The organism is Pseudomonas sp. WS 5411 (genome assembly GCF_012985595.1).
Lineage (GTDB): Bacteria > Pseudomonadota > Gammaproteobacteria > Pseudomonadales > Pseudomonadaceae > Aquipseudomonas > Aquipseudomonas shahriarae.
This window is the reverse complement of sequence record NZ_JAARMC010000008.1, coordinates 114,532-139,039: the sequence shown is the minus strand read 5'-3', so window position 1 is coordinate 139,039 and position 24,508 is coordinate 114,532. Positions and strand designations below refer to the sequence as shown.

At 61.4% G+C, this 24,508-nt stretch carries 15 protein-coding genes; 8 read left to right on the top strand and 7 right to left on the bottom strand.

All coding sequences use genetic code 11. The features are described 5' to 3' along the window. Window positions 1-81: 81 nt before the first annotated feature. Entirely contained in the window at window positions 82-297 is a 216-nt protein-coding gene (locus HBR93_RS14230) for a ribosome modulation factor (protein WP_002553055.1), read from the bottom strand. Window positions 298-831: 534 nt separating this feature from the next. Here HBR93_RS14230 and rlmKL point away from each other — a divergent pair. Both rlmKL and HBR93_RS14220 read left to right on the top strand, forming a co-directional pair. Continuing rightward, complete coding sequence (gene rlmKL, locus HBR93_RS14225; RefSeq protein WP_169960526.1) at window positions 832-3,102, top strand: bifunctional 23S rRNA (guanine(2069)-N(7))-methyltransferase RlmK/23S rRNA (guanine(2445)-N(2))-methyltransferase RlmL; 2,271 nt, start codon at window positions 832-834, stop codon at window positions 3,100-3,102. Window positions 3,103-3,237: 135 nt separating this feature from the next. Then, window positions 3,238-5,637 (top strand): GGDEF domain-containing protein, encoded by a 2,400-nt coding sequence (locus HBR93_RS14220; protein WP_169960525.1) that lies wholly within the window; start codon window positions 3,238-3,240, stop codon window positions 5,635-5,637. A 147-nt stretch (window positions 5,638-5,784) separates the two neighbouring features. Here the strand turns inward: HBR93_RS14220 and dacB are convergent, their stop codons facing one another. Next, window positions 5,785-7,245, bottom strand: a complete 1,461-nt coding sequence (gene dacB, locus HBR93_RS14215; RefSeq protein ID WP_115128706.1) for a D-alanyl-D-alanine carboxypeptidase/D-alanyl-D-alanine-endopeptidase — start codon at window positions 7,243-7,245, stop codon at window positions 5,785-5,787. Between the two features lie 237 nt (window positions 7,246-7,482). On the opposite strand from dacB, the gene HBR93_RS14210 reads away from it, so the two are divergent. Then, the gene (locus tag HBR93_RS14210; RefSeq protein ID WP_057444922.1) at window positions 7,483-7,827 is read left to right on the top strand and encodes a YggL family protein; all 345 of its coding nucleotides are present in this window, start codon (window positions 7,483-7,485) and stop codon (window positions 7,825-7,827) included. Window positions 7,828-7,880: 53 nt separating this feature from the next. Here HBR93_RS14210 and HBR93_RS14205 read toward each other — a convergent pair whose 3' ends face one another. Next, window positions 7,881-9,071 carry a benzoate/H(+) symporter BenE family transporter gene (locus tag HBR93_RS14205; RefSeq protein WP_057439514.1) on the bottom strand — a complete coding sequence of 397 codons (1,191 nt, stop codon included), beginning with the start codon at window positions 9,069-9,071 and terminating at the stop codon, window positions 7,881-7,883. A gap of 219 nt (window positions 9,072-9,290) precedes the next feature. Between HBR93_RS14205 and HBR93_RS14200 the strand changes: the two genes are divergently transcribed. Then, window positions 9,291-10,055, top strand: coding sequence for a GntR family transcriptional regulator (locus tag HBR93_RS14200; protein WP_057439513.1), 765 nt, complete (start codon window positions 9,291-9,293; stop codon window positions 10,053-10,055). Window positions 10,056-10,298: 243 nt separating this feature from the next. Here HBR93_RS14200 and guaD read toward each other — a convergent pair whose 3' ends face one another. The 4 genes from guaD to xdhA all read right to left on the bottom strand — a co-directional run bounded on the left by guaD (window position 10,299) and on the right by xdhA (window position 16,409). After that, entirely contained in the window at window positions 10,299-11,603 is a 1,305-nt protein-coding gene (guaD, locus tag HBR93_RS14195) for a guanine deaminase (protein WP_057439512.1), read from the bottom strand. Window positions 11,604-11,610: 7 nt separating this feature from the next. Next, window positions 11,611-12,453, bottom strand: coding sequence for a xanthine dehydrogenase accessory protein XdhC (gene xdhC / locus HBR93_RS14190; protein WP_057439511.1), 843 nt, complete (start codon window positions 12,451-12,453; stop codon window positions 11,611-11,613). A gap of 115 nt (window positions 12,454-12,568) precedes the next feature. Further along, window positions 12,569-14,968 carry a xanthine dehydrogenase molybdopterin binding subunit gene (xdhB, locus tag HBR93_RS14185; protein ID WP_169960524.1) on the bottom strand — a complete coding sequence of 800 codons (2,400 nt, stop codon included), beginning with the start codon at window positions 14,966-14,968 and terminating at the stop codon, window positions 12,569-12,571. After that, a complete protein-coding gene (gene xdhA, locus HBR93_RS14180; protein ID WP_115128705.1) occupies window positions 14,961-16,409 on the bottom strand; it encodes a xanthine dehydrogenase small subunit in 1,449 nt (482 codons plus the stop codon). The genes xdhB and xdhA overlap by 8 nt, the downstream gene beginning before the upstream one ends. A 267-nt stretch (window positions 16,410-16,676) precedes the next feature. Here xdhA and HBR93_RS14175 point away from each other — a divergent pair, with 267 nt between their 5' ends. From HBR93_RS14175 to ligA, 4 genes are all read left to right on the top strand, one after another. Beyond that, window positions 16,677-17,336 carry a GntR family transcriptional regulator gene (locus HBR93_RS14175; protein ID WP_057439508.1) on the top strand — a complete coding sequence of 220 codons (660 nt, stop codon included), beginning with the start codon at window positions 16,677-16,679 and terminating at the stop codon, window positions 17,334-17,336. 2 nt (window positions 17,337-17,338) lie between these two features. Then, window positions 17,339-20,827 (top strand): chromosome segregation protein SMC, encoded by a 3,489-nt coding sequence (gene smc, locus HBR93_RS14170; protein ID WP_169960523.1) that lies wholly within the window; start codon window positions 17,339-17,341, stop codon window positions 20,825-20,827. A gap of 253 nt (window positions 20,828-21,080) precedes the next feature. Further along, window positions 21,081-21,944 carry a cell division protein ZipA gene (gene zipA, locus HBR93_RS14165; protein WP_057444921.1) on the top strand — a complete coding sequence of 288 codons (864 nt, stop codon included), beginning with the start codon at window positions 21,081-21,083 and terminating at the stop codon, window positions 21,942-21,944. A gap of 88 nt (window positions 21,945-22,032) precedes the next feature. Next, a complete protein-coding gene (ligA, locus tag HBR93_RS14160; RefSeq protein ID WP_169960522.1) occupies window positions 22,033-24,390 on the top strand; it encodes an NAD-dependent DNA ligase LigA in 2,358 nt (785 codons plus the stop codon). Window positions 24,391-24,508: the final 118 nt, after the last annotated feature.

The window sequence follows — 24,508 nt, the reverse complement described above, 5'->3', positions numbered from 1 at the left end:
CCGAAGCCCGCCGCCCGGATGGGGCGTGCGTGGTTAAGTTGTTACATTCTTCAAGGTGGTTGTCGGAATTAAGTGCCCTGATTAGCCGACGGCGTGAAGTTCGTTGAGTCTGTGGATCCCCGCAGTGCCGGTCATACCGTCCCAGTTGTCGCCGCGTCCTTCGCGCCAGCCGTTAATCCAGGCTTGGCGTACTGACGGTAGAGTAAATGGGCAAAGCTCACGGGATTTGCCATGAACGCCATACTGATATCCGCGTAAAAATGCTCTTTCCAACGGATCACGCTTAAGTCTTCTCATAGGGTGTTTCCCTCACTTGTTGACTGTCTTGATATCCTTCGGCCTCGTCCGAGGCCGGGCAGAGTTTTTCTGCCGTTGGTGTGGCTCGCTGCCGGCGTGGCGAGCCTCTGTGTCAGCGTCGTTGTGGCGCTAACCTGTGTTGAGTTCTAACCAATAGGTCACATGGTTTCAATGATCGTTTTGTCATAAGCACGTAACGATAACGATGCTATAGCCATAAGCTGGGATGGCTTTTCGCCCCATTTATTGGGCAAAGCCAGCTATGATGTGCCCTGTATAGAGGATGGGTTTAATCCTTTAGTGAGAATACCCGCCGCTTGCAGTCGGTTATTATTCGACGAAGGGTCAGAATATTTCCTTTTGTTGCACAAATTATCTCTCTGCCCCGGCAATCAAGGCCCTGCAGGTCTGGACACCGGGGTGGAACGGCACACATTCGTGCCACGCGAGCGCTCTTCAAGAAAAGCGCTTGATTGAAAACCGAACGCGCGATGCGTCGCCCGTTCACTTATTGCTGAAAAGCCTGGAATCCCCATGTCGGACCGTTACGAACTCTTCCTCACTTGCCCCAAGGGCCTTGAAGGCCTGCTGATCGAGGAAGCCGTCGGGCTTGGCCTTGAAGACGCCCGCGAGCACACCTCGGCTGTGCGCGGTATGGCCGACATGGAAACCGCCTACCGCCTGTGCCTCTGGTCGCGTCTGGCCAACCGTGTACTGCTGGTGCTCAAGCGCTTCCCGATGAAGGATGCCGAAGACCTGTACCACGGGGTGCTGGATATCGAATGGCAAGACCATATGGTCCCTGACGGCACCCTGGCGGTGGAGTTCAGCGGCCACGGTTCGGGCATCGACAACACCCACTTCGGCGCGCTGAAGGTCAAGGATGCGATTGTCGACAAGCTGCGCACCCCGACCGGCGAACGCCCGTCCATCGACAAGATCAACCCCGACCTGCGCATTCACCTGCGCCTGGACCGTGGCGAAGCGATCCTCTCCCTCGACCTGTCCGGCCACAGTCTGCACCAGCGCGGTTACCGCCTGCAGCAGGGCACGGCACCGTTGAAGGAAAACCTCGCGGCGGCAATTTTGATTCGTGCCGGCTGGCCGCGCATTGCTGCTGAAAACGGCGCGTTGACTGACCCGATGTGCGGCGTCGGTACCTTCCTGGTGGAAGGCGCGATGATCGCCGCCGACATGGCCCCCAACCTTAATCGCGAGCAGTGGGGCTTCACCGCCTGGCTCGGCCACGTGCCGGCCCTGTGGAAAAAACTCCACACCGAGGCCAGCGAGCGTGCGGCCATCGGCATGAACAAGCCGCCACTGTGGATCCGCGGTTACGAAGCCGATCCGCGCCTGATCCAGCCTGCGCGCAACAACATCGAGCGTGCCGGCCTGAGCCACTGGATCAAGATTTACCAGGGCGAAGTTGGCACCTTCGAGCCGCGTCCGGACCAGAACCAGAAAGGCCTGGTGATCTGCAACCCGCCGTATGGCGAGCGCCTGGGTGACGAAGCAAGCCTGTTGTACCTCTACCAGAATCTCGGTGAGCGTCTGCGCCAGGCGTGCATGGGCTGGGAGGCGGCGGTGTTCACCGGCGCCCCGGACCTGGGCAAGCGCATGGGCATTCGTAGCCACAAGCAGTATTCGTTCTGGAACGGCGCGTTGCCGTGCAAGCTGCTGCTGATCAAGGTCAACCCGGATCAGTTCGTCACCGGCGAGCGCCGCACCCCGGAGCAGCGCCAGGCCGAACGTGAGCAGGCCGCTTACGACCAGGCCCCGACCGAGCCGCAAGAGCGCCAGTACAACAAGAACGGTAACCCGATCAAACCTGCGCCTGCACCGGCGCCAGTGGTTGAGCAGGCGCGCTTGAGCGAAGGCGGGCAGATGTTTGCCAACCGCCTGCAAAAGAACCTCAAGCTGCTGGGCAAGTGGGCCAAGCGCGAGGGTGTCGATTGCTACCGCGTGTACGATGCCGATATGCCGGAATACTCCATGGCCATCGACCTTTACCACGATTGGGTGCACGTCCAGGAATACGTGGCACCGAAGTCCATCGACCCGGAAAAAGCCTCGGCGCGCATGTTCGATGCCCTGGCCGCCATTCCCCAGGCGCTGAACATCGACAAGAGCCGTGTGGTGGTCAAGCGCCGCGAGCGTCAGAGCGGCACCAAGCAGTACGAGCGCCAGAGCGCCCAGGGCAAGTTCACCGAAGTCAGCGAAGGCGGGGTGAAGCTGCTGGTCAACCTCACTGACTACCTGGACACCGGTCTGTTTCTCGACCACCGCCCGATGCGCATGCGCATCCAGAAGGAAGCTGCCGGCAAGCGCTTCCTCAACCTGTATTGCTACACCGCCACCGCCAGCGTGCACGCGGCCAAGGGCGGCGCGCGCAGCACCACCAGCGTCGACCTGTCGAAAACCTATCTGGACTGGGCGCGCCGCAACCTGTCCCTCAATGGCTTCTCCGACAAGAACCGCCTGGAGCAGGGCGATGTGATGGCGTGGCTGGAAGCCAGCCGTGATGAGTTCGACCTGATCTTCATCGACCCGCCGACCTTCTCCAACTCAAAGCGCATGGAAGGTGTGTTCGACGTCCAGCGTGACCACGTGCAATTGCTCGACCTGGCCATGGCCCGCCTGGCGCCGGGCGGGGTGCTGTATTTCTCCAACAACTTCCGCAAGTTCCAGTTGGAAGACAACCTGGGCGAGCGCTATGCCGTCGAGGAAATCAGCGATAAAACCATTGATCCGGATTTTGCCCGTAACCCGAAAATCCATCGTGCCTGGAAAATCACCGCACGCTGATCGACCTTGAAGCCGCAAGCCTGGATTTTTCCGGGCTCGCGGCTTTTTTACGCTGGTCAAAAGAGGGCTCGATGGCTATAACTAACCTCTTAGCCGAAGTAGCGCTCCTGCACGCTGGTGTTTCGAGTTTTGCCTATGCCGTTGCAAGCCGTCCGCCCGAAAATACTGGGATTTATCAGCGAGCAGGCATCCGCTTGGCTGGTGGCATTGGTGGTCTTGCTGGTGGGGGTGGCGCTCACCGCTGTGCTGGCGCTGACCACGGCCGATCGGCATCACCAGCAGGTCCGCCAGCGTTTCCAGTTATTGGTCAACGAGCGCTATAGCCGCCTGGAAGAGCGTTTCGAAGACCAGGAGCAGCGCCTGGGCAGCCTGCAGCGTTTTTTCGTCAACTCCCATGATGTTTCCCGCGAAGATTTCGATGGGTTCGCCCAGCCGTTGCTGTTGCGCGCCCGTGCCTATGCCTGGGCGCCTCGGGTAGCGCGTGATGAGCGCCGGGCGTTCGAACAACAGGTATCACGCCAGCGTGGCGCGCCTTTCTCCATTCGTGAGTTGAATGAAGCCGGGGCGCTGGTACCGGCGCAGGAGCGTGACGAGTACGTGCCGGTGTTGTACAGCCAGACCCAGAGCATCCTCGGCTCGCCCTTGGGGTTTGACCTGCTGGCCCAGCCGTTGCGCCGTTCGACGATCGAGCGGGCGTACCGTTCCGCAACCATTGCCGTATCCCAACCGATGTCGCTGGTGGGGGTGGAGCCGGCGTATACCATGGGCGTGTTGCTGGTAGCACCGGTCACTCGGCCGCCCACCGCGCAAATGCCCTACAACGAACCCTACGGTTTCGTCATGGCGGTGATCAGCATGCGCCAATTGGTAGCCGACGGTTTGCCCAAGCCCGCGCGGGATAACCTGGTGATGCAGATTGTCGACACCTCCGATACTCAACAGCAGCTGCTGTATGAATCGGACAATCCCGTGGGCGATAGCAGCCTGGAGTCGATCCGCCGGCTGACCCTGGGCGATCATGTCTACGCCTTGAGCCTGCGTCCCAGCCAGGTGTTTGTGCAGGCCAATCACTCTTCGACGAGCAGTATCCTGGCCATGGGCAGCTTGCTCAGCCTATTGCTCAGTGCCTTGCTCTACGTGCTGGTCAGCCAGCGGCAGCGGGCGCTGAGGCTGGTGCAGCAGCGTACGGGGCAATTGCACCAGCGCGAGTATGAGTTGCGTGGTGCCCATGGCCAGTTGCGCAGCGTGCTCAACGCCGCGACCCAGGTGGCGATCATTGCTACGGACTTGCGGGGCGTGATCAGCACGTTCAATGCCGGCGCCGAGAAGATGCTGGGTTATCAGGCCGACCAGGTGCTCGGTCACATGACCCTCGAAAGCCTGCACCTGGCGCCCGAACTGGAAGCCCGTGCGGTGCAGTTGAGCCTGGCGCTGGGCAAACGGATCATGCCCGGCCAGGCGATGCTGGTGGAGGGCAGTGACAGCCTGCATGAGGCCCGGGAGTGGACGTTGGTGCGCCAGGACGGCAGCCAGTTGACCGTGAATATGCTGGCCACGGCATTGCTTGACGAGCATGGCTTGTGGATCGGGCACCTGGCGATCTGCCTGGATGTCACCGAGCAGAAACGCGCGTATGAGGCCCTGGCGGCGCGGGATCGGTTGCTGAAAAAACTCAGTGCCCATGTGCCGGGCGGGATCTTCCAGTTCACCCTCGAACCCAATGACAACTGGCGGTTTATCTACGCCAGCGATGGTATTCGCGATATCTACGAAATCGACCCGGGGTTGCTGCAACAGGATGCCAAGCAAGTCTTCGAGCGTATTCATCCCCAGGACGCAGAGCGCATCCGCGCCTCTATCCGCCTGTCCGCGCTGCAGTTGAGTCAATGGCGCGAGGAATATCGGGTGCAACTGCCGGGCCGGGGCCTGCGTTGGATTCGTGGCGAGGCGACGCCGGAAGAATTACCCGGTGGCGGTACGCTATGGCATGGCTATGTGTCGGATATCTCCGATCTCAAGCGGGTGGAAGAAGAGTTGCGGGCGCTGTCCATCACCGACTCGTTGACGGGTATCCATAACCGTCGCTACTTCCAGGATCGGCTGAGGGCCGAGATGAGTCGGGTGCGGCGTACGTCGGGGTCGCTGGCGGTGATCATGCTGGATATTGATCACTTCAAGCGCATCAATGACCAGCATGGGCACGCGGCGGGGGATGGTGTGCTGCAGGAGTTGTGCCGGCGTATCAGCCTGCGCCTGCGCCGCAGCGATGTGTTCTGCCGCCTCGGCGGCGAGGAGTTCATGGTGCTGTGTCCCAATACCGATGGTGTCCAGGCCTACAGCCTGGCCGTTGAGTTGTGGGAAGTGCTGCGCAGTACGCCAATGGACGGCGTCGGCACGGTGACGGCGAGTTTTGGCGTAGCCAGTTGGCGGGTCGATGAGGGCGTGGATGGCTTGTTGCTGCGCGCGGATTCGGCGGTGTATGCGGCCAAGCAGGCGGGCAGGGATCGGGTCGAGGCGCAGCGGTTGCCTGTCTGAGCACCGTATCCCTAATGAGGGAGCGGGCTTGCTCGCGATGACGGTGTATCAGTCGCCAGATGTATTGACTGACACACCGTCATCGCGAGCAAGCCCGCTCCCACATTTAGTTCGCGGTGGTTGCAAAAGGTTGGTAAGCCAACCGCTCTATAGGCCCGGCGCAGCCGCCGCCAGCTTCGGCTGGCGATACAGATCCAGCAGCACCTGGTCCAGCACCGACGATGCACCCCACGGCTTTGGATCGTTGAGAATCGCCACCACCGCCCAGGTATTGCCATTGTTGTCACGGCTGAAGCCGGCAATCGCACGTACTGTGTTCAGGGTGCCGGTCTTGACGTGGGCTTCGCCGCGCAGGGCTGTGGTTTTCAGGCGCTTGCGCATGGTGCCGTCACTGCCGGCAATCGGCATCGAGCTGATGAACTCGGCCGCATACGGGCTTCTCCAGGCGGCCTGCAGCATGGTCGCCATTTCTCGGGCGCTAACCCGTTCGGCACGGGACAGGCCGGAACCGTTTTCCATCACCAGGTGCGGAGCCGTGATGCCTTTTTTCGCCAGCCACTGGCGGACCACGCGCTGTGCTGCCCTGGCGTCATCGCCGTCGGCATCAGTGCGGTATTGCGCGCCGAGGCTGAGGAACAGCTGCTGGGCCATGGTGTTGTTACTGTATTTATTGATGTCGCGGATGATCTCGGCCAGGTCCGGGGAGAACGCCCGGGCCAGGACCTTGGCGGTTTTCGGCACCGGGGCCAGTACGTCGCGGCCCTGGATCGTGCCGCCCAACTCTTTCCAGATCGCGCGCACGGCGCCGGCGGTGTAGGTGGCATGGTCGAGCAGCGACAGATACGTCTGCGAGCTGCAGCCATCGCCCAACTGGCCGCTGACGGTCACGGTGACACTGCCGTCGGCGGCGGTGACCGGGTTGTAGCGCACATCACCGGTGCACTGCTTGGCGTTGCTGGCCTTGACCTGATTGTCGATCTGGATGCTGGCAATCGGCGGTTCCACCGAGACCAACACCTTTCCCGAATCATTGCGGGTCACAAAGCGCAGGGCCTTGAGGTTGACCAGCAGGGCGTCCGGCTTGACCAGGAACGGCTTGTTGGCATCGTTGCCGTCGTCGTTGAACTCCGGCAGTTGGGGCTGGATAAAGAAGCCGCGGTCCAGCACCAGGTCGCCGGTGACTTGCTGTACGCCATTGGCGCGCAGGTCGCGCATCAGCAGCCAGAGCTTTTCCATGTTCAGCTTGGGATCGCCGCCGCCCTTGAGGTACAGGTTGCCCCGCAGGACGCCGCCACTGAGGGTGCCGTCGGTGTAGAACTCGGTTTTCCACTGATGGTTGGGGCCGAGCATTTCCAGGGCTGCGTAGGTGGTGACCAGTTTCATGGTCGACGCCGGGTTGACCGACACGTCAGCGTTGAACACCGTGGCGCTGCCGGGGCCATTGAGCGGAATCATTACCAGGGACAGGGCATCGTTCTGCAGTTTGGCTTTCTTCAGGGCTTCCTGGACTTTGGGTGGCAGGGTGGTATTGATCGGGGCGGCGGTGACTGAGAGCGCCAGGGGCAAAAGGAAACTGGCGAGTAATAATGGACGCAAGGATTTGATCATAAGAAGTAAGACCCTACTGCAGAGGAGGGTGAATATAGCGGGGGCTATGTAAGAAAATCCCCCAGTGGTCATGAAAGTGTCGGCATTATGCCCCAAGGTGGGGCTACTTGTGCCTCAACCATAGCTGCAAATGATGGATTTTTTTCGCGCTATCGTGCCACCCGTCTTGGATTGCCGGGCAATTCGCGCCTTAAACTGGTAGAGTGCCGGCCGTTAATACTTAAGAGGATTGTTCCAATGGCGACTAACCGTTCCCGGCGTCTGCGCAAAAAACTGTGCGTTGATGAATTTCAAGAGCTGGGTTTCGAACTGAACCTGGACTTCAAAGAAGGTTTGGACGATGAGGCGGTTGACGCTTTCCTCGAAGCATTCCTGACTGAAGCGATGGACGGCAATGGCCTGGACTACGTGGGCGGCGATGACTTCGGTCTGGTCTGCAAAGCCACCCGTGGTTCGGTCAACGAAGAACAGCGTGCAGCGGTTGAAGCGTGGCTCAAGGCTCGCCCAGAGCTGACCCGCGTTGAAGTCAGCGAACTGCTGGACGCCTGGCATCCAGAGACACCGGTTAACCCGGCTGTCTGATGTCATGAAAAAGCGACCCGCCCGGGTCGCTTTTTCGTTTCAAGGTATTAAATTCAGGCCTTGCGCCAGTTCAGAATCACCAGCGTCAACACCCCCGCAACAATTCCCCAGAATGCCGAACCGATGGAAAACAGCGTCAACCCCGACGCCGTGACCATAAAGGTGATCAGTGCTGCTTCCCGCTCCTTGGGCTCATTCATGGCAATGCTCAGGCCATTGATGATCGAGCCGAACAACGCCAATGCGGCAATCGACAGCACCAATTCCTTGGGCAATGCGGCGAACAACGCCGCCAAGGTCGCGCCAAATACCCCGGCAACCCCGTAGAAAATCCCGCACCACACGGCGGCGGTGTAGCGCTTGTTGCGGTCCTCATGGGCATGGGGGCCGGTGCAGATGGCCGCGCTGATGGCGGCCAGGTTGATGCCGTGGGAGCCAAACGGCGCGAGCACCAGTGAGGCCAGGCCGGTGGCGGTGATCAGCGGTGAGGCGGGCACGTCGTAGCCATCGGCGCGCAATACCGCGACCCCGGGCATGTTCTGCGAGGTCATCGCCACCACAAACAACGGAATGCCGATGCTGATGGTCGCCGCCAGGGAAAAGTGCGGCGTGGTCCACACCGGCGTCGCCACTTCCAGGCTGAACCCGCTGAAGTCCAGGAGCCCCATCAACCCGGACAAGGCAGTACCGATCAGCAGCGCCGCCAGTACGGCATATCGAGGCGACAGGCGCTTGATGATCAGGTAGGTAAAGAACATGCCCAATACCAGGGCAGTACGGTGCTGCGCGGCGACGAAAATCTCGCTGCCGATCTTGAACAGGATCCCGGCCAGCAGCGCGGCGGCCAGTGAGGCAGGGATCTTCTTCACCAGTTTTTCAAAGCTGCCGGTGAGGCCACAGATCGTCACCAGTACCGCGCAGGTGATGTAGGCACCGATGGCCTCGCCATAGCTGACCCCGCCCAGGCTGGTAATCAACAGCGCCGCGCCGGGGGTCGACCAGGCAATGGTGATGGGCGTGCGGTAGCGCAGGGACAGGCCGATGCTGCACACCGCCATGCCGATGGAAATCGCCCAGATCCACGAGGAAATTTGCCCGGTGGTCAGGCCGGCAGCCTGGCCGGCCTGGAACATCAGCACCAGGGAGCTGGTGTAACCGGTCATCATGGCGATAAAGCCGGCGACAATGGCCGAAGGCGAAGTGTCGGCCAGTGGGCGCAGCGGCGCCTGGGTCGCGTCGGTCATGGGGCGGTGTTCCTTGTACCTGGGAAATCGTGGAATCAAGCCTAAACTCAAACGTAACTGACTGTTGCAATACAGCCGGTGGTGCAAACAGCCGTACAGTGTGTTGGCGCAACGGGTTGTGTACAATGTGCGCTGTTTTTACGCGATACTTGCCAGCGACCGCTGTACTCTTATTACAGTCAACGTCAATTCGCCGCCGTTCTCCCGACCCGAGTGCCCATGAACGAACAGTTGCAGCCCCTCAAGAAACAGCCGCGAGCCGGTAAGGCCGGTCGCAGTGGAACCCAGGACGATATCGTCTACGCGCATATCTTCGAGGCCATCCTCGAGCAACGTCTGGCGCCCGGTACCAAATTGAGTGAAGAAGCACTGGGCGAGATCTTTGGCGTCAGCCGCACCATCATCCGTCGCGCACTGTCGCGCCTGGCCCATGAAGGCGTGGTGTTGTTGCGCCCCAATCGGGGTGCGGTGGTGGCCAGCCCAAGTGTCGAGGAAGCCCGCCAGGTGTTCCTGGCCCGGCGCCTGGTCGAGCGGGCGATCACCGAATTGGCGGTGCAGCATGCCTCGACCGAAGAGCTGGCCGAACTGCGGCAGATGGTCAATGACGAGCGCGACAGCTTCTCCCGTGGCGATCGCGGCGCGGGTATCCGGCTCTCTGGCGAGTTCCACCTCAAACTGGCCGAAGCGGCAAAAAATGCCCCGCTGATCAGCTTCCAGCGCAGCCTGGTGTCCCAGACCTCGCTGATCATCGCCCAGTATGAAAGCGGCAACCGCTCACACTGTTCCTATGACGAGCACACCCAGTTGATCGATGCCATCGAGGCTCGGGATGTGGGGTTGGCGGTGAACCTGATGATGCACCACATGGATCACATCGACAGCAAGCTCAACCTCGATGAGGAAAGTGCGTCGGATGATCTGCATGCGGTGTTCTCACATTTGCTGCAGACCAAGAAGCCGGGTCGCTCCTCTATAAAACTGTAAACCCCGATCAAACTGTGGGAGCTGGCTTGCCTTAATGCCAGTCAGTCAAGCGCAGATCCCCTGTGGGAGCGGGCTTGCTCGCGAAAGCAGTGGGTCAGTCAACATCAATGTTGGCTGGGCCGACGTCTTCGCGAGCAAGCCCGCTCCCACATTTGATTTTCACTGCTTTGAGCATTGCGTTCGCTTAACTGATCGGCATTATGGCTTGCCTGCTCCCACATTGGTTTGTGGTGCCCTTCAAAATCAGCGTTGATGCACCAGTTGGCCGGCTGCATACGTCTGCATCACCGCCCGATCATCCCCCAGCGTCATCAACACAAACAACGTCTCGGCAATGTCCTTGGCCTGCTTCAAGCGATAGCTGAGCAGTGGCGTGGCGTTGTAATCCAGTACCAGGAAGTCGGCATCGGTGCCCGGCTGCAGGGTGCCGATCTTGTCTTCCAGGCGCAGCGCTTTGGCGCCGCCCAGGGTCGCCAGGTACAGCGATTTGAACGGGCTCAGGCGTGCGCCCTGCAATTGCATGACCTTGTAGGCCTCGTTCAGCGTCTGCAGCAGCGAGAAACTGGTACCGCCCCCCACATCCGTGCCCAGGCCCACGTTGAGCTGGTGCTTCTCGGCCATCGGCAGGTTGAACAAGCCGCTGCCGAGGAAGAAGTTCGACGTCGGGCAGAACGCGACCGCTGAACCGGCTTCGGCCAGGCGCGCGCACTCGTCGTCGCACAGGTGTACGCCATGGGCGAATACCGAACGTTCCCCCAGCAGCTTGTAGTGGTCGTACACGTCCAGGTAGCCACTGCGCTCCGGGAACAGCTCCTTGACCCATTGCACTTCCTGCAGGTTTTCACTGATGTGCGTCTGCATGTACAGGTCCGGGTATTCCCCCAGCAACTGCCCGGCGAGGGTCAACTGTTCCGGTGTGCTGGTAGGCGCGAAGCGCGGCGTAACGGCGTAGTGCAAACGGCCTTTGCCGTGCCAGCGTTCGATCAGCGCCTTGCTTTCCTGATAGCCGGATTCGGCGGTGTCGGTCAGGTAGTCCGGCGCATTGCGGTCCATCATCACCTTTCCGGCGATCATGCGCAGGTCGAGCTTCTCGGCGGCCTCAAAAAATGAGTTCACCGATTGCGGGTGCACGCTGCCGAACACCAGGGCGGTGGTGGTGCCATTGCGCAGCAGTTCCTTGATAAAAATATCCGCCACTTCTTCGGCGTGGGCCTTGTCGGCGAACTGGCTTTCGCAAGGGAAGGTGTAGGTGTTGAGCCAATCCAGCAGTTGCTCGCCGTAGGCCCCGACCATGCCGGTTTGCGGCAGGTGGATATGGGTGTCGATCAGGCCAGGGGTGATCAGCGCATCCTGGTAATGGGTGATTTCGATATCGGCCGCCAGCGTCGGCAGCAATTCGCTGGCATGCCCGAGGGCGCTGATCTGGCCGTTGTCGATCACCAGCAGGCCGTCCTCGAAATACTCATAGGAGGCGTCAATCCCGACGATGGCGGGGTCGGCGAGGCTGTGCAGGATGGCGGCACGGTAGGCTTTACGAGTCAAAGGCATGGTCGTCTCAATTCATAGCTTGGCTGCGGCGAGATACCGGCAGCAGTTTGGCAATGGGTTCGGCGCTCGCGGTGTGCTGGCCGAAGTTGGCGTTATAGGTGGCGATGATCTCGCCGGCGATGGAGATGGCGATTTCCACCGGCAATTTGCCCTTCACCTCGGTGAGGCCCATGGGGCAGCGCATGCGTTGCAACTGCGCAGCCTCGAAGCCGCGCTCACGCAGGCGGTGTTCAAACTTGACGCGTTTGGTCTGCGAGCCGATCAGGCCGAAGTAGGCAAAGTCATTGCGCTTGAGCAGGGCGGCGGTCAGTTCCAGGTCCAGTTGGTGATTATGGGTCATGACGATGCAGTAACTGCCCGCTGGCAGGTCGGCAATTTCATCGACCGGCTCTTCGCTGACGATTTTACGCACGCCCTGGGGGATATGCTCCGGGAATTCCTGTTCCCGCGAGTCGATCCAGCGCACCCGGCACGGCAGGCTGGCCAGCAGCGGCACCAGGGCGCGACCGACATGGCCGGCGCCGAACACGGCAATCTGCGCCTGCACCTGGCCCATGGGTTCGAACAGCAGCACGGTGACGCCGCCACAGCACTGGCCGAGGCTGGCACCGAGGCTGAAGCGCTCCAGATGGGTGTTGTGCTGACCGCTGGCGAGCATGTCGCGGGCGATCTGCATGGCCTTGTATTCCAGGTGGCCGCCGCCGATGGTGTCGAAGGTTTGCGCGGCGCTGACTACCATCTTCGAACCGGCATTGCGCGGCGTGGAGCCGAGCTCTTCGATAATAGTCACCAGCACGCAGGGTTCACCCTGGTGTTGCAGGTCGGCGAGGGCGCTGATCCAGTTGTTCATGTCTACCTCAACATTGCTGTTGTCAGTCAGGCCGTCATCGCGGGCAAGCCCGCTCCCACAAGGGAATGCATTCCAAATGAGGGAGCGGGCTTGCCCGCGATGGCAGCACCTCGGTCTAGAGCGAAGCCATCTCGGTCTCAGCCTCAACCACCGTCGCCGCCTGCAATTGACGCATTTGCTCACAGCCCCACAACACCCGCTCCGGGGTCGCCGGCGCATCAATCTTTGGTTGATGGCGATAGTCACCCAGGCTCGCCACCGCATCCTTGATCGCGCACCACGAAGCAATCCCGAGCATAAATGGCGGTTCGCCCACGGCCTTGGAATGGAACACCGTGTCCTCCGGGTTCTTGCGGTTTTCTACCAGTTTGACCCGCAAATCCAGGGGCATGTCCGCCACGGCCGGAATCTTGTAGCTGGCCGGGCCATTGGTCATCAGCTTGCCCTTGTTGTTCCACACCAGCTCTTCCATGGTCAGCCAGCCCATGCCCTGGATAAAGCCGCCTTCGACCTGACCAATGTCGATGGCCGGGTTCAGCGAGGCGCCCACGTCGTGGAGGATGTCGGTGCGCAGCATCTTGTACTCGCCGGTCAGGGTGTCGACGATCACTTCGCAGCAGGCTGCGCCGAAGGCGAAGTAGTAGAACGGCCGGCCCCGCGCCTGGCTGCGGTCGTAGAAAATTTTCGGGGTCTTGTAGAAGCCGGTACTCGACAGCGACACCTGGGCGAAATACGCCTGCTGGATCAGCTCCTCGAACGTCAGGATCAGCTCACGCACCCGCACATGGCCGTTGTGGAACTCCACGTCCGCCTCGCTGACGTCGTACTTGCGCGCAGCGAACTCCACCAGGCGTTGCTTGATGGTTTCGGCGGCGTTCTGCGCGGCCTTGCCGTTCAGGTCGGCGCCGCTGGAGGCGGCGGTCGGCGAGGTGTTGGGCACCTTGTCGGTGTTGGTCGCGGTGATCTGCACCCGGTCGATTTCCACCTGAAAGATCTCGGCCACCACTTGCGCGACCTTGATGTTCAGGCCCTGGCCCATCTCGGTGCCGCCATGGTTCAAGTGGATGCTGCCGTCGGTGTAGATATGGATCAAGGCGCCGGCCTGGTTGAGGAAGCTGGCGGTAAACGAAATACCGAACTTCACCGGCGTCAGCGCCAGGCCCTTTTTCAGGATCGGGCTGTGGGCGTTGTACAGGCGGATCGCTTCGCGGCGTTCGGCGTACTGGCTGCTGGCCTCAAGCTCGGCGGTCATTTCTTCGAGCATGTTGTGCTCGACGGTCTGGTAGTAGTGGGTGACGTTGCGCTCGGTCTTGCCATAGTAGTTGGCCTTGCGCACGGCCAGCGGGTCCAGGGCCAGATGGCGGGCGATGGCGTCCATCACTTCCTCGATGGCGACCATGCCTTGCGGGCCGCCGAAACCACGGTAGGCGGTGTTGGAGGCGGTGTTGGTCTTGCAGCGATGACCGTTGACGGTGGCATCGCCCAGGTAATACGCGTTGTCGGAGTGGAACATCGCCCGGTCGACAATCGAGTTCGACAGGTCCGGCGAGCAGCCGCAGTTACCCGCCAGGTCCAGATTGATCCCGTGCAGGCGGCCGTTGTCGTCGAAGCCCACGTCGTATTCGATGTAGAACGGGTGGCGCTTGCCGGTCATCAGCATGTCTTCGACCCGTGGCAGACGCATCTTGGTCGGCTGGCCGGTCAGGCGCGCCACCACTGCACACAGGCATGCCGGGCTGGCGGCCTGGGTTTCCTTGCCGCCAAAACCACCGCCCATGCGGCGCATATCCACCACGATTTTGTTCATCGACACGTCCAGTACTTCGGCCACCAGTTTCTGCACTTCGGTGGGGTTCTGGGTGGAGCAGTAGACGATCATGCCGCCGTCTTCGGTGGGCATCACCGAGGAGATCTGGGTCTCCAGGTAGAAGTGTTCCTGGCCGCCGATATGCAGGGTGCCCTGGATACGGTTTTTCGCGCTCGCCAGGGCGCTCGCCGAATCACCGCGCTGGTGGGTGTGGCTGTCCAGCACGAAATGTTTATTGCGGAAGGCCTCGACCACATCCAGCACCGGCTCCAGGTCTTCGTATTCGATCACCGCGGCCATGGCCGCCTTGCGTGCGGTTTCCAGGTCGCGGGCGGCGACGGCCAGGACTACCTGGCCGACGAACTGCACGGTGTCGATGGCCAGCAACGGGTCGCCGGGCATCAGCGGGCCGATGTCTTTCAGGCCCGGCACATCCTCGTGGGTGATAACGATACGCACACCCTCGAAGGCGTAGCAGGGCGCGGTGTCGATACTGAGGATCCGGGCGTGGGCGCGGTCGGACATGCGCGCATACAGGTGCAACTGGTTGGGGAATTCCAGGCGATCATCAATGTACTGCGCTTCGCCCGACACATGCTTGGCGGCGCTGTCATGCTTGACGCTACGCCCGACCCCGGACGTCAGGTCCTGGGCAAACAGCGCGGCCATTTCGGCTTGGGTTTTTACCACGGCGTGATGGTTAGACATAAGCGGTCACCCGAGTCTCGATGTGCGGCGTTTGCAGTTCGATGAAGTATTTGCGCAGCAGGTTCTGGGCGCTGAGCAGGCGGTATTCCTTGCTCGCACGGAAGTCCGACAGCGGGGTGAAATCCTCGGCCAGGGCCGCGCAGGCTTTCTCCACGGTGGCGCTGTTCCAGGTGGCGCCGATCAGCAGCGCCTCGCAGTGTTGTGCGCGTTTGGGGGTGGCGGCCATACCACCGAAGGCGACGCGGGCATCGCTGATCACCCCATTGTCGATCTTCAGATTGAAGGCCGCGCAGACTGCCGAGATGTCATCGTCCAGGCGCTTGGAAACCTTGTAGGCGCGAAACAGCGCGTGGCCCTTGGGCACGATGATCTTCTCGATGAACTCACTGTCCTGACGGGCAGTGACGCGGTAGTCGATAAAGTAGTCTTCCAGGGCCAGGGTGCGGCGCACGTTGCCCTTGCACAGCACGATCTGCGCGCCGAGGGCGATCAGCAGCGGCGGCGAGTCACCGATGGGCGAGGCGTTGCCGATATTGCCGCCGAGGGTGCCCTGGTTGCGGATTTGCAGGGAGGCGAAGCGGTGCAGCAGGTCGCCGAAGTCCGGGTACTCGTGGTGCAGCGCGCTGTAGCAGTCGGAGAGGGCGGTGGCGGCGCCGATTTCCAGGCGGTCGTCAAAGGTCTCGATGCGCTTCATGGCTTCAATGTTGCCGACGTAGATCATCACCGGCAGCACGCGGTGGAACTGGGTGACCTCCAGCGCCAGGTCAGTACCGCCGGCCAGCAGCCGGGCTTGGGGGTAGGCGTCGTAGAGGTCGGCCAGGTCGGCGACGGTCAGGGGCACCAGGCAGCGTTTGTCGCCGCTGTTCAGTTCGCCGGTTTGCGTCGGCGCGATGGCCTTGAGGCGGGCGATGGTCTGCGCCTCGCGGCTGTCGAACTGGTCCTGGGGCTTGTTGCAGCAGGCTTGCTCGGCAGCGGCCAGGATCGGCCGGTAGCCGGTGCAGCGGCACAGGTTGCCGGCCAGGGCTTCGTGGGCCTTGGCGTTGTCGGGGGCGTCGCTGTTTTTTTGCAGGGCGAACAGCGACATTACAAAACCGGGGGTGCAGAAACCGCATTGGGAACCATGGCACTCGACCATGGCCTGTTGCACGCTGTGCAGTTGGCCCTGGTGCTTGAGGTCTTCCACGGTGATCAGTTGTTTGCCGTGCAGGGATGAGACAAACGTCAGGCACGAATTGAGGCTGCGATAGCGAATCTGCTCGGCTCCTTGCTCGTCGGTATGCAGCTCGCCGACTACCACGGTGCAGGCACCACAGTCGCCGCTGGCGCAGCCTTCCTTGGTTCCGGATTTGCCCAGGTGCTCACGCAGGTAGTTGAGCACAGTCAGGTTCGGGTCCAGGTCATGCTCGCTACGGAGCTCCTGGTTGATTAAAAACTGGATCACGGAAGGCCTCGCAGACTCATTATTGTTGTTAACCGCTTTGCGCCGAATCTAGTCATGTCTGACTTTTCGGTCAACGATTTTCTGACCAGAAGGTCAAGAAAATGCGATTGCAACACCTTTGATTATGGTTCAGATCCCTGTAACCGCCGTTTTCAGGGGCGCCTGGGCTTTATCGTCTGCTTATTTCATGCCAAATTCGGCGTTGCTGGCTCAGTGATTGCGCTACACTGCCGCCCTTGTACCGATAGCAGATTTTGAAGGGAAAACATGACGTTCAAGGCGCCGGATAGTCTTGCCGAGCAAATCGCTCACCACCTCGCCGAACGCATTATTCGCGGCGATCTCAAGCCTGGGGAGCGGATCCAGGAACAGAAAGTCACGCTGGCGCTCAATGTCAGCCGTGGCTCCGTGCGCGAAGCCTTGCTGATCCTCGAGCGACGGCACCTGATCGCCATCCTGCCGCGCCGTGGCGCCCACGTCACCGAGCTCACCGCGCACAAGGTGCAGAGCCTGTGCACGCTGATGAGCGAGCTGTACATCCTGCTGGGCAATGCGGTCGCCGAAGGCTGGCAGACCCAGGCCGACATGGCGCCCTTCGTGCAGATCCAGCAACGGCTGGTGAGCAATTTCGAGCGCCAGGACATCCGCGCTTTTGTCGAAGAATGCTTCAATGTCATGCGCGCCGCGTACCCCTTTGCCAATAACCCATACCTGCAGGAAACCGTCGAAAATCTGCAACCGGCGATGAACCGCGCCTATTACCTGGCCCTGGATCAACGCAAGGCGTCGATGAGCGAGTACCTGGCGCTGTTCGAGCAACTGCTCGCCGCTGTACTGGCCCGTGATCTGCCGCAGATCCGCCAAGTGCTCTCGGCCTACGGCCAGCGCAGTTGTTCACTGGTTATCGCAGCCCTGGCGGACGCCTAAGCGTGCGGCTCAAGTGCATCAAACTGGCGGGGTTCAAATCCTTCGTCGACCCGACCACGGTGAACTTCCCCAGTAACATGGCGGCAGTGGTCGGGCCCAATGGCTGCGGCAAGTCGAACATCATCGACGCCGTGCGCTGGGTGATGGGCGAGAGCTCGGCGAAAAACCTGCGTGGCGAGTCGATGACCGACGTCATCTTCAATGGCTCCACCAGCCGCAAGCCGGTCAGCCAGGCCAGCATCGAACTGGTGTTCGACAACTCCGACGGTACCCTGGTGGGTGAATACGCCGCCTACGCGGAAATCTCCATCCGCCGCAAAGTGACGCGCGACAGCCAGAACAGTTACTTCCTCAACGGCACCAAGTGCCGGCGCCGCGACATTACCGACATCTTCCTCGGCACCGGCCTGGGCCCGCGCAGCTACTCGATTATCGAGCAGGGCATGATCTCCAAGCTGATCGAAGCCAAGCCCGAGGACCTGCGCAACTTTATCGAGGAAGCGGCCGGCATCTCCAAGTACAAGGAGCGCCGCCGCGAGACCGAAAACCGCATCCGCCGCACCCACGAAAACCTCGCGCGCCTGACCGACCTGCGTGAAGAGCTGGAGCGCCAACTGGAGCGCCTGCACCGCCAGGCCCAGGCCGCCGAGAAATACCAGGAATACAAAGGCGAAGAACGCCAGCTCAAGGCGCAACTCTCGGCGCTGCGCTGGCAGGCCTTGAATGACCAGGTGGGCCAGCGCGAAGCGATTATCGGCACCCAGGAAATCAGCTTCGAAGCCCTGGTGGCCGAGCAGCGCAATGCCGACGCCAGCATCGAACGCCTGCGTGACGGTCACCATGACTTGTCCGAGCGCTTCAACCTGGTGCAGGGCCGCTTCTATTCGGTGGGCGGCGATATTGCGCGGGTCGAGCAGAGCATCCAGCACGGCCAGCAGCGTTTGCGCCAGTTGCAGGATGACCTGAAGGAAGCGGAGCGCGCGCGCCTGGAAACCGAGTCGCACCTGGGCCACGACCGCACCTTGCTGCTGACCCTCGGCGAAGAGCTGGACATGCTCACCCCCGAGCAGGAAATCACCAGCGCCGCCGCCGAAGAGGCCGCCGCCGCCCTGGAAGAATCCGAAACCACCATGCACGGTTGGCAGGAACAGTGGGATGCGTTCAACCTGCGCTCCGCCGAGCCGCGGCGCCAGGCTGAGGTGCAGCAGTCGCGCATCCAGCAACTGGAAACCAGCATGGAACGCCTGGCCGAGCGCCAGCGCCGGGTCCTGGAGGAGCGCGCCTTGCTGGCCGCTGCCCCGGAAGACGCGGCGATCATGGCGCTGAGCGAGCAGCTGGCCGAAAGCGAAATGACGCTCGAAGAGCTGGAAGCCAGCGAAGAACAGCAAGTGGAGCGCCTGGAGCAATTGCGCCAGGAACTGCAGCAAGCGACCCAGGCGCAGCAGCAGGCCCAGGGCGATTTGCAGCGCCTCAACGGGCGCCTGGCCTCCCTTGAAGCCTTGCAGCAGGCGGCACTGGATCCCGGCACGGGCACCGCAGAATGGCTGCGTGACCAGCACCTGGCCGAGCGTCCGCGCCTGGCCGAAGGCTTGAAGGTCGAAGCCGGTTGGGAACTGGCCGTGGAGACCGTGCTTGGCGCGGATCTGCAGGCGGTGCTGGTGGATGACTTTGGCGGGTTTGACCTGGCCGGTTTCACCCAGGGCGACTTGCGTCTGCTCAGCCCGGCAGCCGATGGCACCCGCGTGCCGGGCAGCCTGTTGGATAAAGTCGAGGCGCCGATTGATCTGTCGCCCTGGCTGGGCCAGGTCAAACCGGTGGATTCCCTGGAGCAGGCCCTGGCGTTGCGGGGCCAATTGGCCTCTGGCGAAAGCCTGATCAGCCGCGACGGCTACTGGGTCGGCCGGCACTTTTTGCGGGTGCGCCGCGCCAGTGAAGCCGAAAGCGGCGTATTGGCCCGTGGCCAGGAAATCGTCAACCTGAGTGCCGAGCGTGAAGAGCGCGAGGCGACCCTTGAGTCCCTGGAAACCCAACTGCAAACCCTGCGCGCCACCCAGCGCCAGCAAGAGACCGGCCGCGAACATTTGCGCCGCCTGTTGCAGGACGAAGCGCGCCAGCAGGGCGAACTGAAAGCCCAGCTCTCGGCCAGCAAGGCCAAGGCCGAACAGTTGACCCTGCGCCGTACCCGTCTCGATGAAGAAGTGGCCGAGATGGGCGAACAGCGCGCCCTCGAACATGAACAAGTCGGCGAAGCGCGCCTGCAGTTGCAGGACGCCCTCGACAGCATGGCCCTCGACACCGAGCAGCGCGAACTGCTGCTGGCCCAGCGTGACAGCCTGCGCGAACGCCTCGATCGGGTACGCCAGGAAGCGCGCCAGCACAAGGATCACGCCCACCAGTTGGCGGTGCGCCTGGGCTCGTTGCGCGCTCAGCACGATTCCACGCGCCAGGCCCTGGAGCGCTTGGAGATGCAGTCCGAGCGCCTGACGGAAAAGCGCGAGCAACTGAGTCTCAACCTGGAGGAGGGCGAGGCGCCCCTGGAAGAGCTGCGCTTGAAGCTCGAAGAGTTGCTCGATAAACGCATGAGCGTCGACGTAGAACTCAAGACTGCGCAGATCGCCCTGGAAGACGCCGACCGCGAACTGCGCGACGCAGAAAAGCGCCGAACCCAGGCCGAGCAACAATCACAATTGATCCGCAGCCAGCTCGAACAGCAGCGCATGGAATGGCAGGCCCTGACGGTGCGCCGCAAAACCTTGCAGGATCAGTTGCTGGAAGATGGCTACGACCTGCACGGCGTACTCAATACCTTGACCGCCGAGGCCAACGAGAAAGAAGCCGAAGAAGAACTTGAGCGCATTGCCGCGCGCATTCAGCGACTCGGTGCGATCAACCTCGCCGCCATCGACGAATACCAGCAGCAGTCCGAGCGTAAACGTTACCTGGATGCCCAGAACGCCGATCTGGTGGAAGCCCTGGACACCCTGGAAAACGTCATTCGCAAGATCGACAAGGAAACCCGTAACCGTTTCAAAGATACCTTTGATCAGATTAATGGCGGTTTACAGGCCTTATTCCCAAAAGTTTTCGGCGGTGGCAGCGCTTACTTGGAACTGACGGGCGAAGATCTACTCGATACAGGGGTAACGATCATGGCGCGGCCTCCGGGCAAGAAGAACAGCACCATCCATTTGTTGTCCGGCGGCGAGAAGGCCCTGACCGCATTGGCCCTGGTGTTTGCCATCTTCAAGTTGAACCCGGCGCCGTTCTGCATGCTCGATGAAGTTGACGCGCCGCTGGATGACGCTAACGTTGGACGCTATGCCCGCCTGGTTAAAGAGATGTCCCAGACGGTGCAGTTCATCTATATCACCCACAACAAGATCGCCATGGAAATGGCGGATCAATTGATGGGGGTGACCATGCATGAACCGGGCTGTTCGCGACTGGTGGCGGTGGATGTGGAAGAGGCGATGGCAATGGTGGAAAGTTAGCGCCAAGTTGCTAGCTTCAAGGGGCATGAGTGTCGGCTTGAAGCTTATGATTTGTAGCTTAATTCCTGCGTCAGCCGACACATTTTGCGCCAACTGTGTAAAGTTATCTTTGGTCGTGCTAGTTTAATGTCAATTTTTCGTATGCGTGGGCAAAACGTCAGTCAGAACATAGAGTTGGCGCCACGTTTTAAAGCGGTTTGCACGGTGCTAAACCCCTTATTTTTCAGCATTTTTTATAGAGGCAAGGGATTACATGGAAATCGGTCTGCGCGAGTGGCTGATCGTCATCGGCATTATTGTAATAGCCGGTATTCTTTTTGATGGCTGGCGCCGTATGCGCGGCGGCAAGGGCAAGCTGAAATTCCGTCTGGACCGTAACCTGTCCAATTTGCCCGACGACGACGGCGCTGCCGAGCTGCTGGGGCCGCCCCGTGTCCTGGACACCCATAAAGAGCCGCAGCTGGACGAGCACGACCTGCCGTCGATGAGCGCCCCGGTGCGTGAAGCCCGCGAACCGTCGTCCAAACGTGGCAAGCGCGGCAGCGCTGCTGTGGCCGAGCCGCATCAGGGCGACCTGAACCTCGACGTGGACGAAGGCCCAAGCTTCAGCAGTCGCGATGGTGATTTCCCGGATGAAAGCCCGGCCAAGAGCGCGCCACGTGAGTCCACCAAGGACCAACCGGCAGCTGAAGAAGTGCTGGTGATCAGCGTGATCTGCCGCGACGCGGCCGGTTTCAAGGGCCCGGCGCTGTTGCAGAACATCCTGGAAAGCGGCCTGCGTTTCGGCGAGATGGATATTTTCCACCGTCACGAAAGCATGGCCGGCAACGGTGAAGTACTGTTCTCCATGGCCAACGCGGTCAAGCCGGGCACCTTCGATCTGGACGATATCGACCTGTTCAGCACCCCTGCCGTGAGCTTCTTCCTCGGCCTGCCAGGCCCGCGTCACCCGAAACAGGCGTTCGACGTCATGGTGGCCGCAGCCCGCAAGCTGTCCCAGGAACTCAATGGCGAGCTCAAGGACGACCAGCGCAGCGTGCTGACCGCCCAGACCATCGAACACTACCGTCAGCGCATCGTCGAGTTCGAGCGTCGCGCCCTGACACAGAAACGCTGAGGACGGGTCTTCAGCGTTGTCAGTAGAATTAAGCGCACTAACATATTGAGCAGCTTCGGCTGCTCTTTTGCTTTATGAGAGAACACCCATGACCGCCGCCCACACCCGCATTCTCGAGCTGCGCGCTGAACTGGATCAGCACAACTACCGTTACCACGTCCTCGACGAACCGAGCATTCCGGACGCCGAATACGACCGGCTGTTCCACGAACTCAAGGCGCTGGAAGCCGAGCACCCGGACCTGGTGACTCGCGACTCACCGACGCAGCGGGTTGGCAGTGCGGCGCTGTCGGCCTTTACCCAGGTGCGTCACGAGATCCCGATGCTCAGCCTGGGCAACGCCTTTGATGAAACCACCATGCTGGAGTTTGATCGCCGCGTTACCGAGGGCCTCGACCTGCCGGTGGGCGATCTGTTTGGCGGTGGTGCGGCGGTGGAGTACAGCTGCGAACCCAAGCTCGATGGCCTGGCGGTCAGCCTGCTGTATCAGGATGGCGAGTTGGTACGCGGCGCGACCCGTGGCGACGGCACCACCGGCGAAGACATCAGCGTGAATGTGCGCACCGTGCGCAATATCCCGCTGAAACTGCAGGGCACGGGCTGGCCGGCGACGCTGGAAGTGCGCGGTGAAGTGTTCATGTCCAAGGCCGGTTTCGAGCGTTTGAACGCCACGCAACTGGAAGTCGGCGGCAAGACCTTCGCCAACCCGCGTAACGCGGCGGCGGGCAGCCTGCGCCAACTCGACTCGAAGATCACCGCCAGTCGCCCCCTGGAGTTCTGCTGCTACGGCGTGACCACGGACATCAGCGACACCCATATCGGCAACCTCCAGCAGTTGCAGAAGTGGGGTATGCCCATCAGCCACGAGTTGAAGCTGGCCAAGGGGATTGAGGATTGCCTGGCGTACTACCGCGACATCGGTGAGCGGCGTAACAGCCTGCCCTATGAAATCGACGGTGTGGTGTTCAAGGTCAACAGCATCGCCTACCAGCGCGAATTGGGCTTTCGCGCCCGCGAGCCGCGCTGGGCCATCGCCCATAAGTTTCCGGCGATGGAAGAACTGACTGAATTGCTCGACGTTGAATTCCAGGTCGGCCGCACCGGCGCGGTAACGCCGGTGGCGCGCTTGAAGCCGGTCAAGGTGGCTGGCGTCACCGTATCCAATGCGACATTGCACAACATGGACGAAGTGGCGCGCCTGGGCTTGATGATCGGTGACACCGTGATCATCCGCCGTGCCGGTGATGTGATCCCACAGGTCGTGTCGGTGGTTACCGAGCGTCGCCCGGAAAATGCCCGCGCCGTGCAGATCCCGGAAAGCTGCCCGGTGTGCGGTTCCCATGTGGAGCGCACGCAACTGGTCAAGCGCAGCAAGGGCAAGGAAACCGTCAGCGAAGGCGCGGTGTATCGCTGTGTCGGGCGCCTGGCCTGTGGTGCGCAGCTCAAGCAGGCGATTATCCATTTTGTCTCGCGCCGGGCCATGGATATCGACGGCCTGGGCGACAAGACCATCGAGCAGTTGGTCGATGAGAAACTCATCGGCTCGCCGGCGGACCTGTACAAGCTCAAGTACGAACAGATCATCGACCTGGAAGGCTTCGCCGATGTCTCCAGCAAAAAACTGATCGCCGCCATCGAAAACAGCAAGACCCCAACCCTGGCGCGGTTCATCTACGCCCTGGGTATTCCCGATGTGGGCGAGGAAACCGCCAAGGTCCTGGCGCGTTCCCTGGCGTCCCTGGAGCGTGTGCAGCGGGCGTTGCCGGAAGTGCTGACGTACTTGCCGGATGTGGGCCTGGAAGTGGCGCACGAGATCCACAGCTTCTTTGAAGACGGGCACAACCAGCAGGTGATCGGCGCGCTGCTGTCGCCGGACGAGTGCGCGCTGGTCTTGCAGGACCAGGGTGAGCTGAGTGCCGAGTTCGCTGCCAGTACCACCCTGGGCGGCCTGCTCGACAAGTTGCATGTACCTTCCGTGGGGCCGGGAGCCGCGCAGAAACTGGCGGACAAGTTTGGCTCCCTGGAGGGTGTTATCCAGGCCGATTGGCTGGACATGCGCCAGGCGCTGCCGGAGAAGCAGGCCAAGGCCGTGCGTGAGTTCTTCGATAACCCGGACAATGCCCATCGTGCGCTGGCCATCGAGCAGCAGCTCAAGGACTTCGGCATGCACTGGCAGAGCGAGAAGAAGGTGGTTGAAGGCTTGCCCGAGGCGGGGCATACCTGGGTGCTGACCGGCTCGCTGGAATTGATGAGTCGCGACGTGGCCAAGGCAAAGCTCGAAAGCCTGGGGGCCAAGGTGGCGGGTTCGGTCTCGGCGAAGACCCATTGTGTGGTCGCCGGGCCGGGTGCCGGCTCGAAACTGGCCAAGGCCAGCGAGCTGGGGCTGAAGGTCCTGGACGAAGAGGCTTTTGTCGCCTTCCTGGCCAGCCACAACATTCCCCTCTGATGATCGTTCCCACGCTCTGCGTGGGAATGCATCCCAGCACGCTCCGCGTCCCAACAGCGGACGCAGAGGCCCATGGCGTCATTGCCAGGCAGAACGTGGGAACGATCCTGCGCGGTAA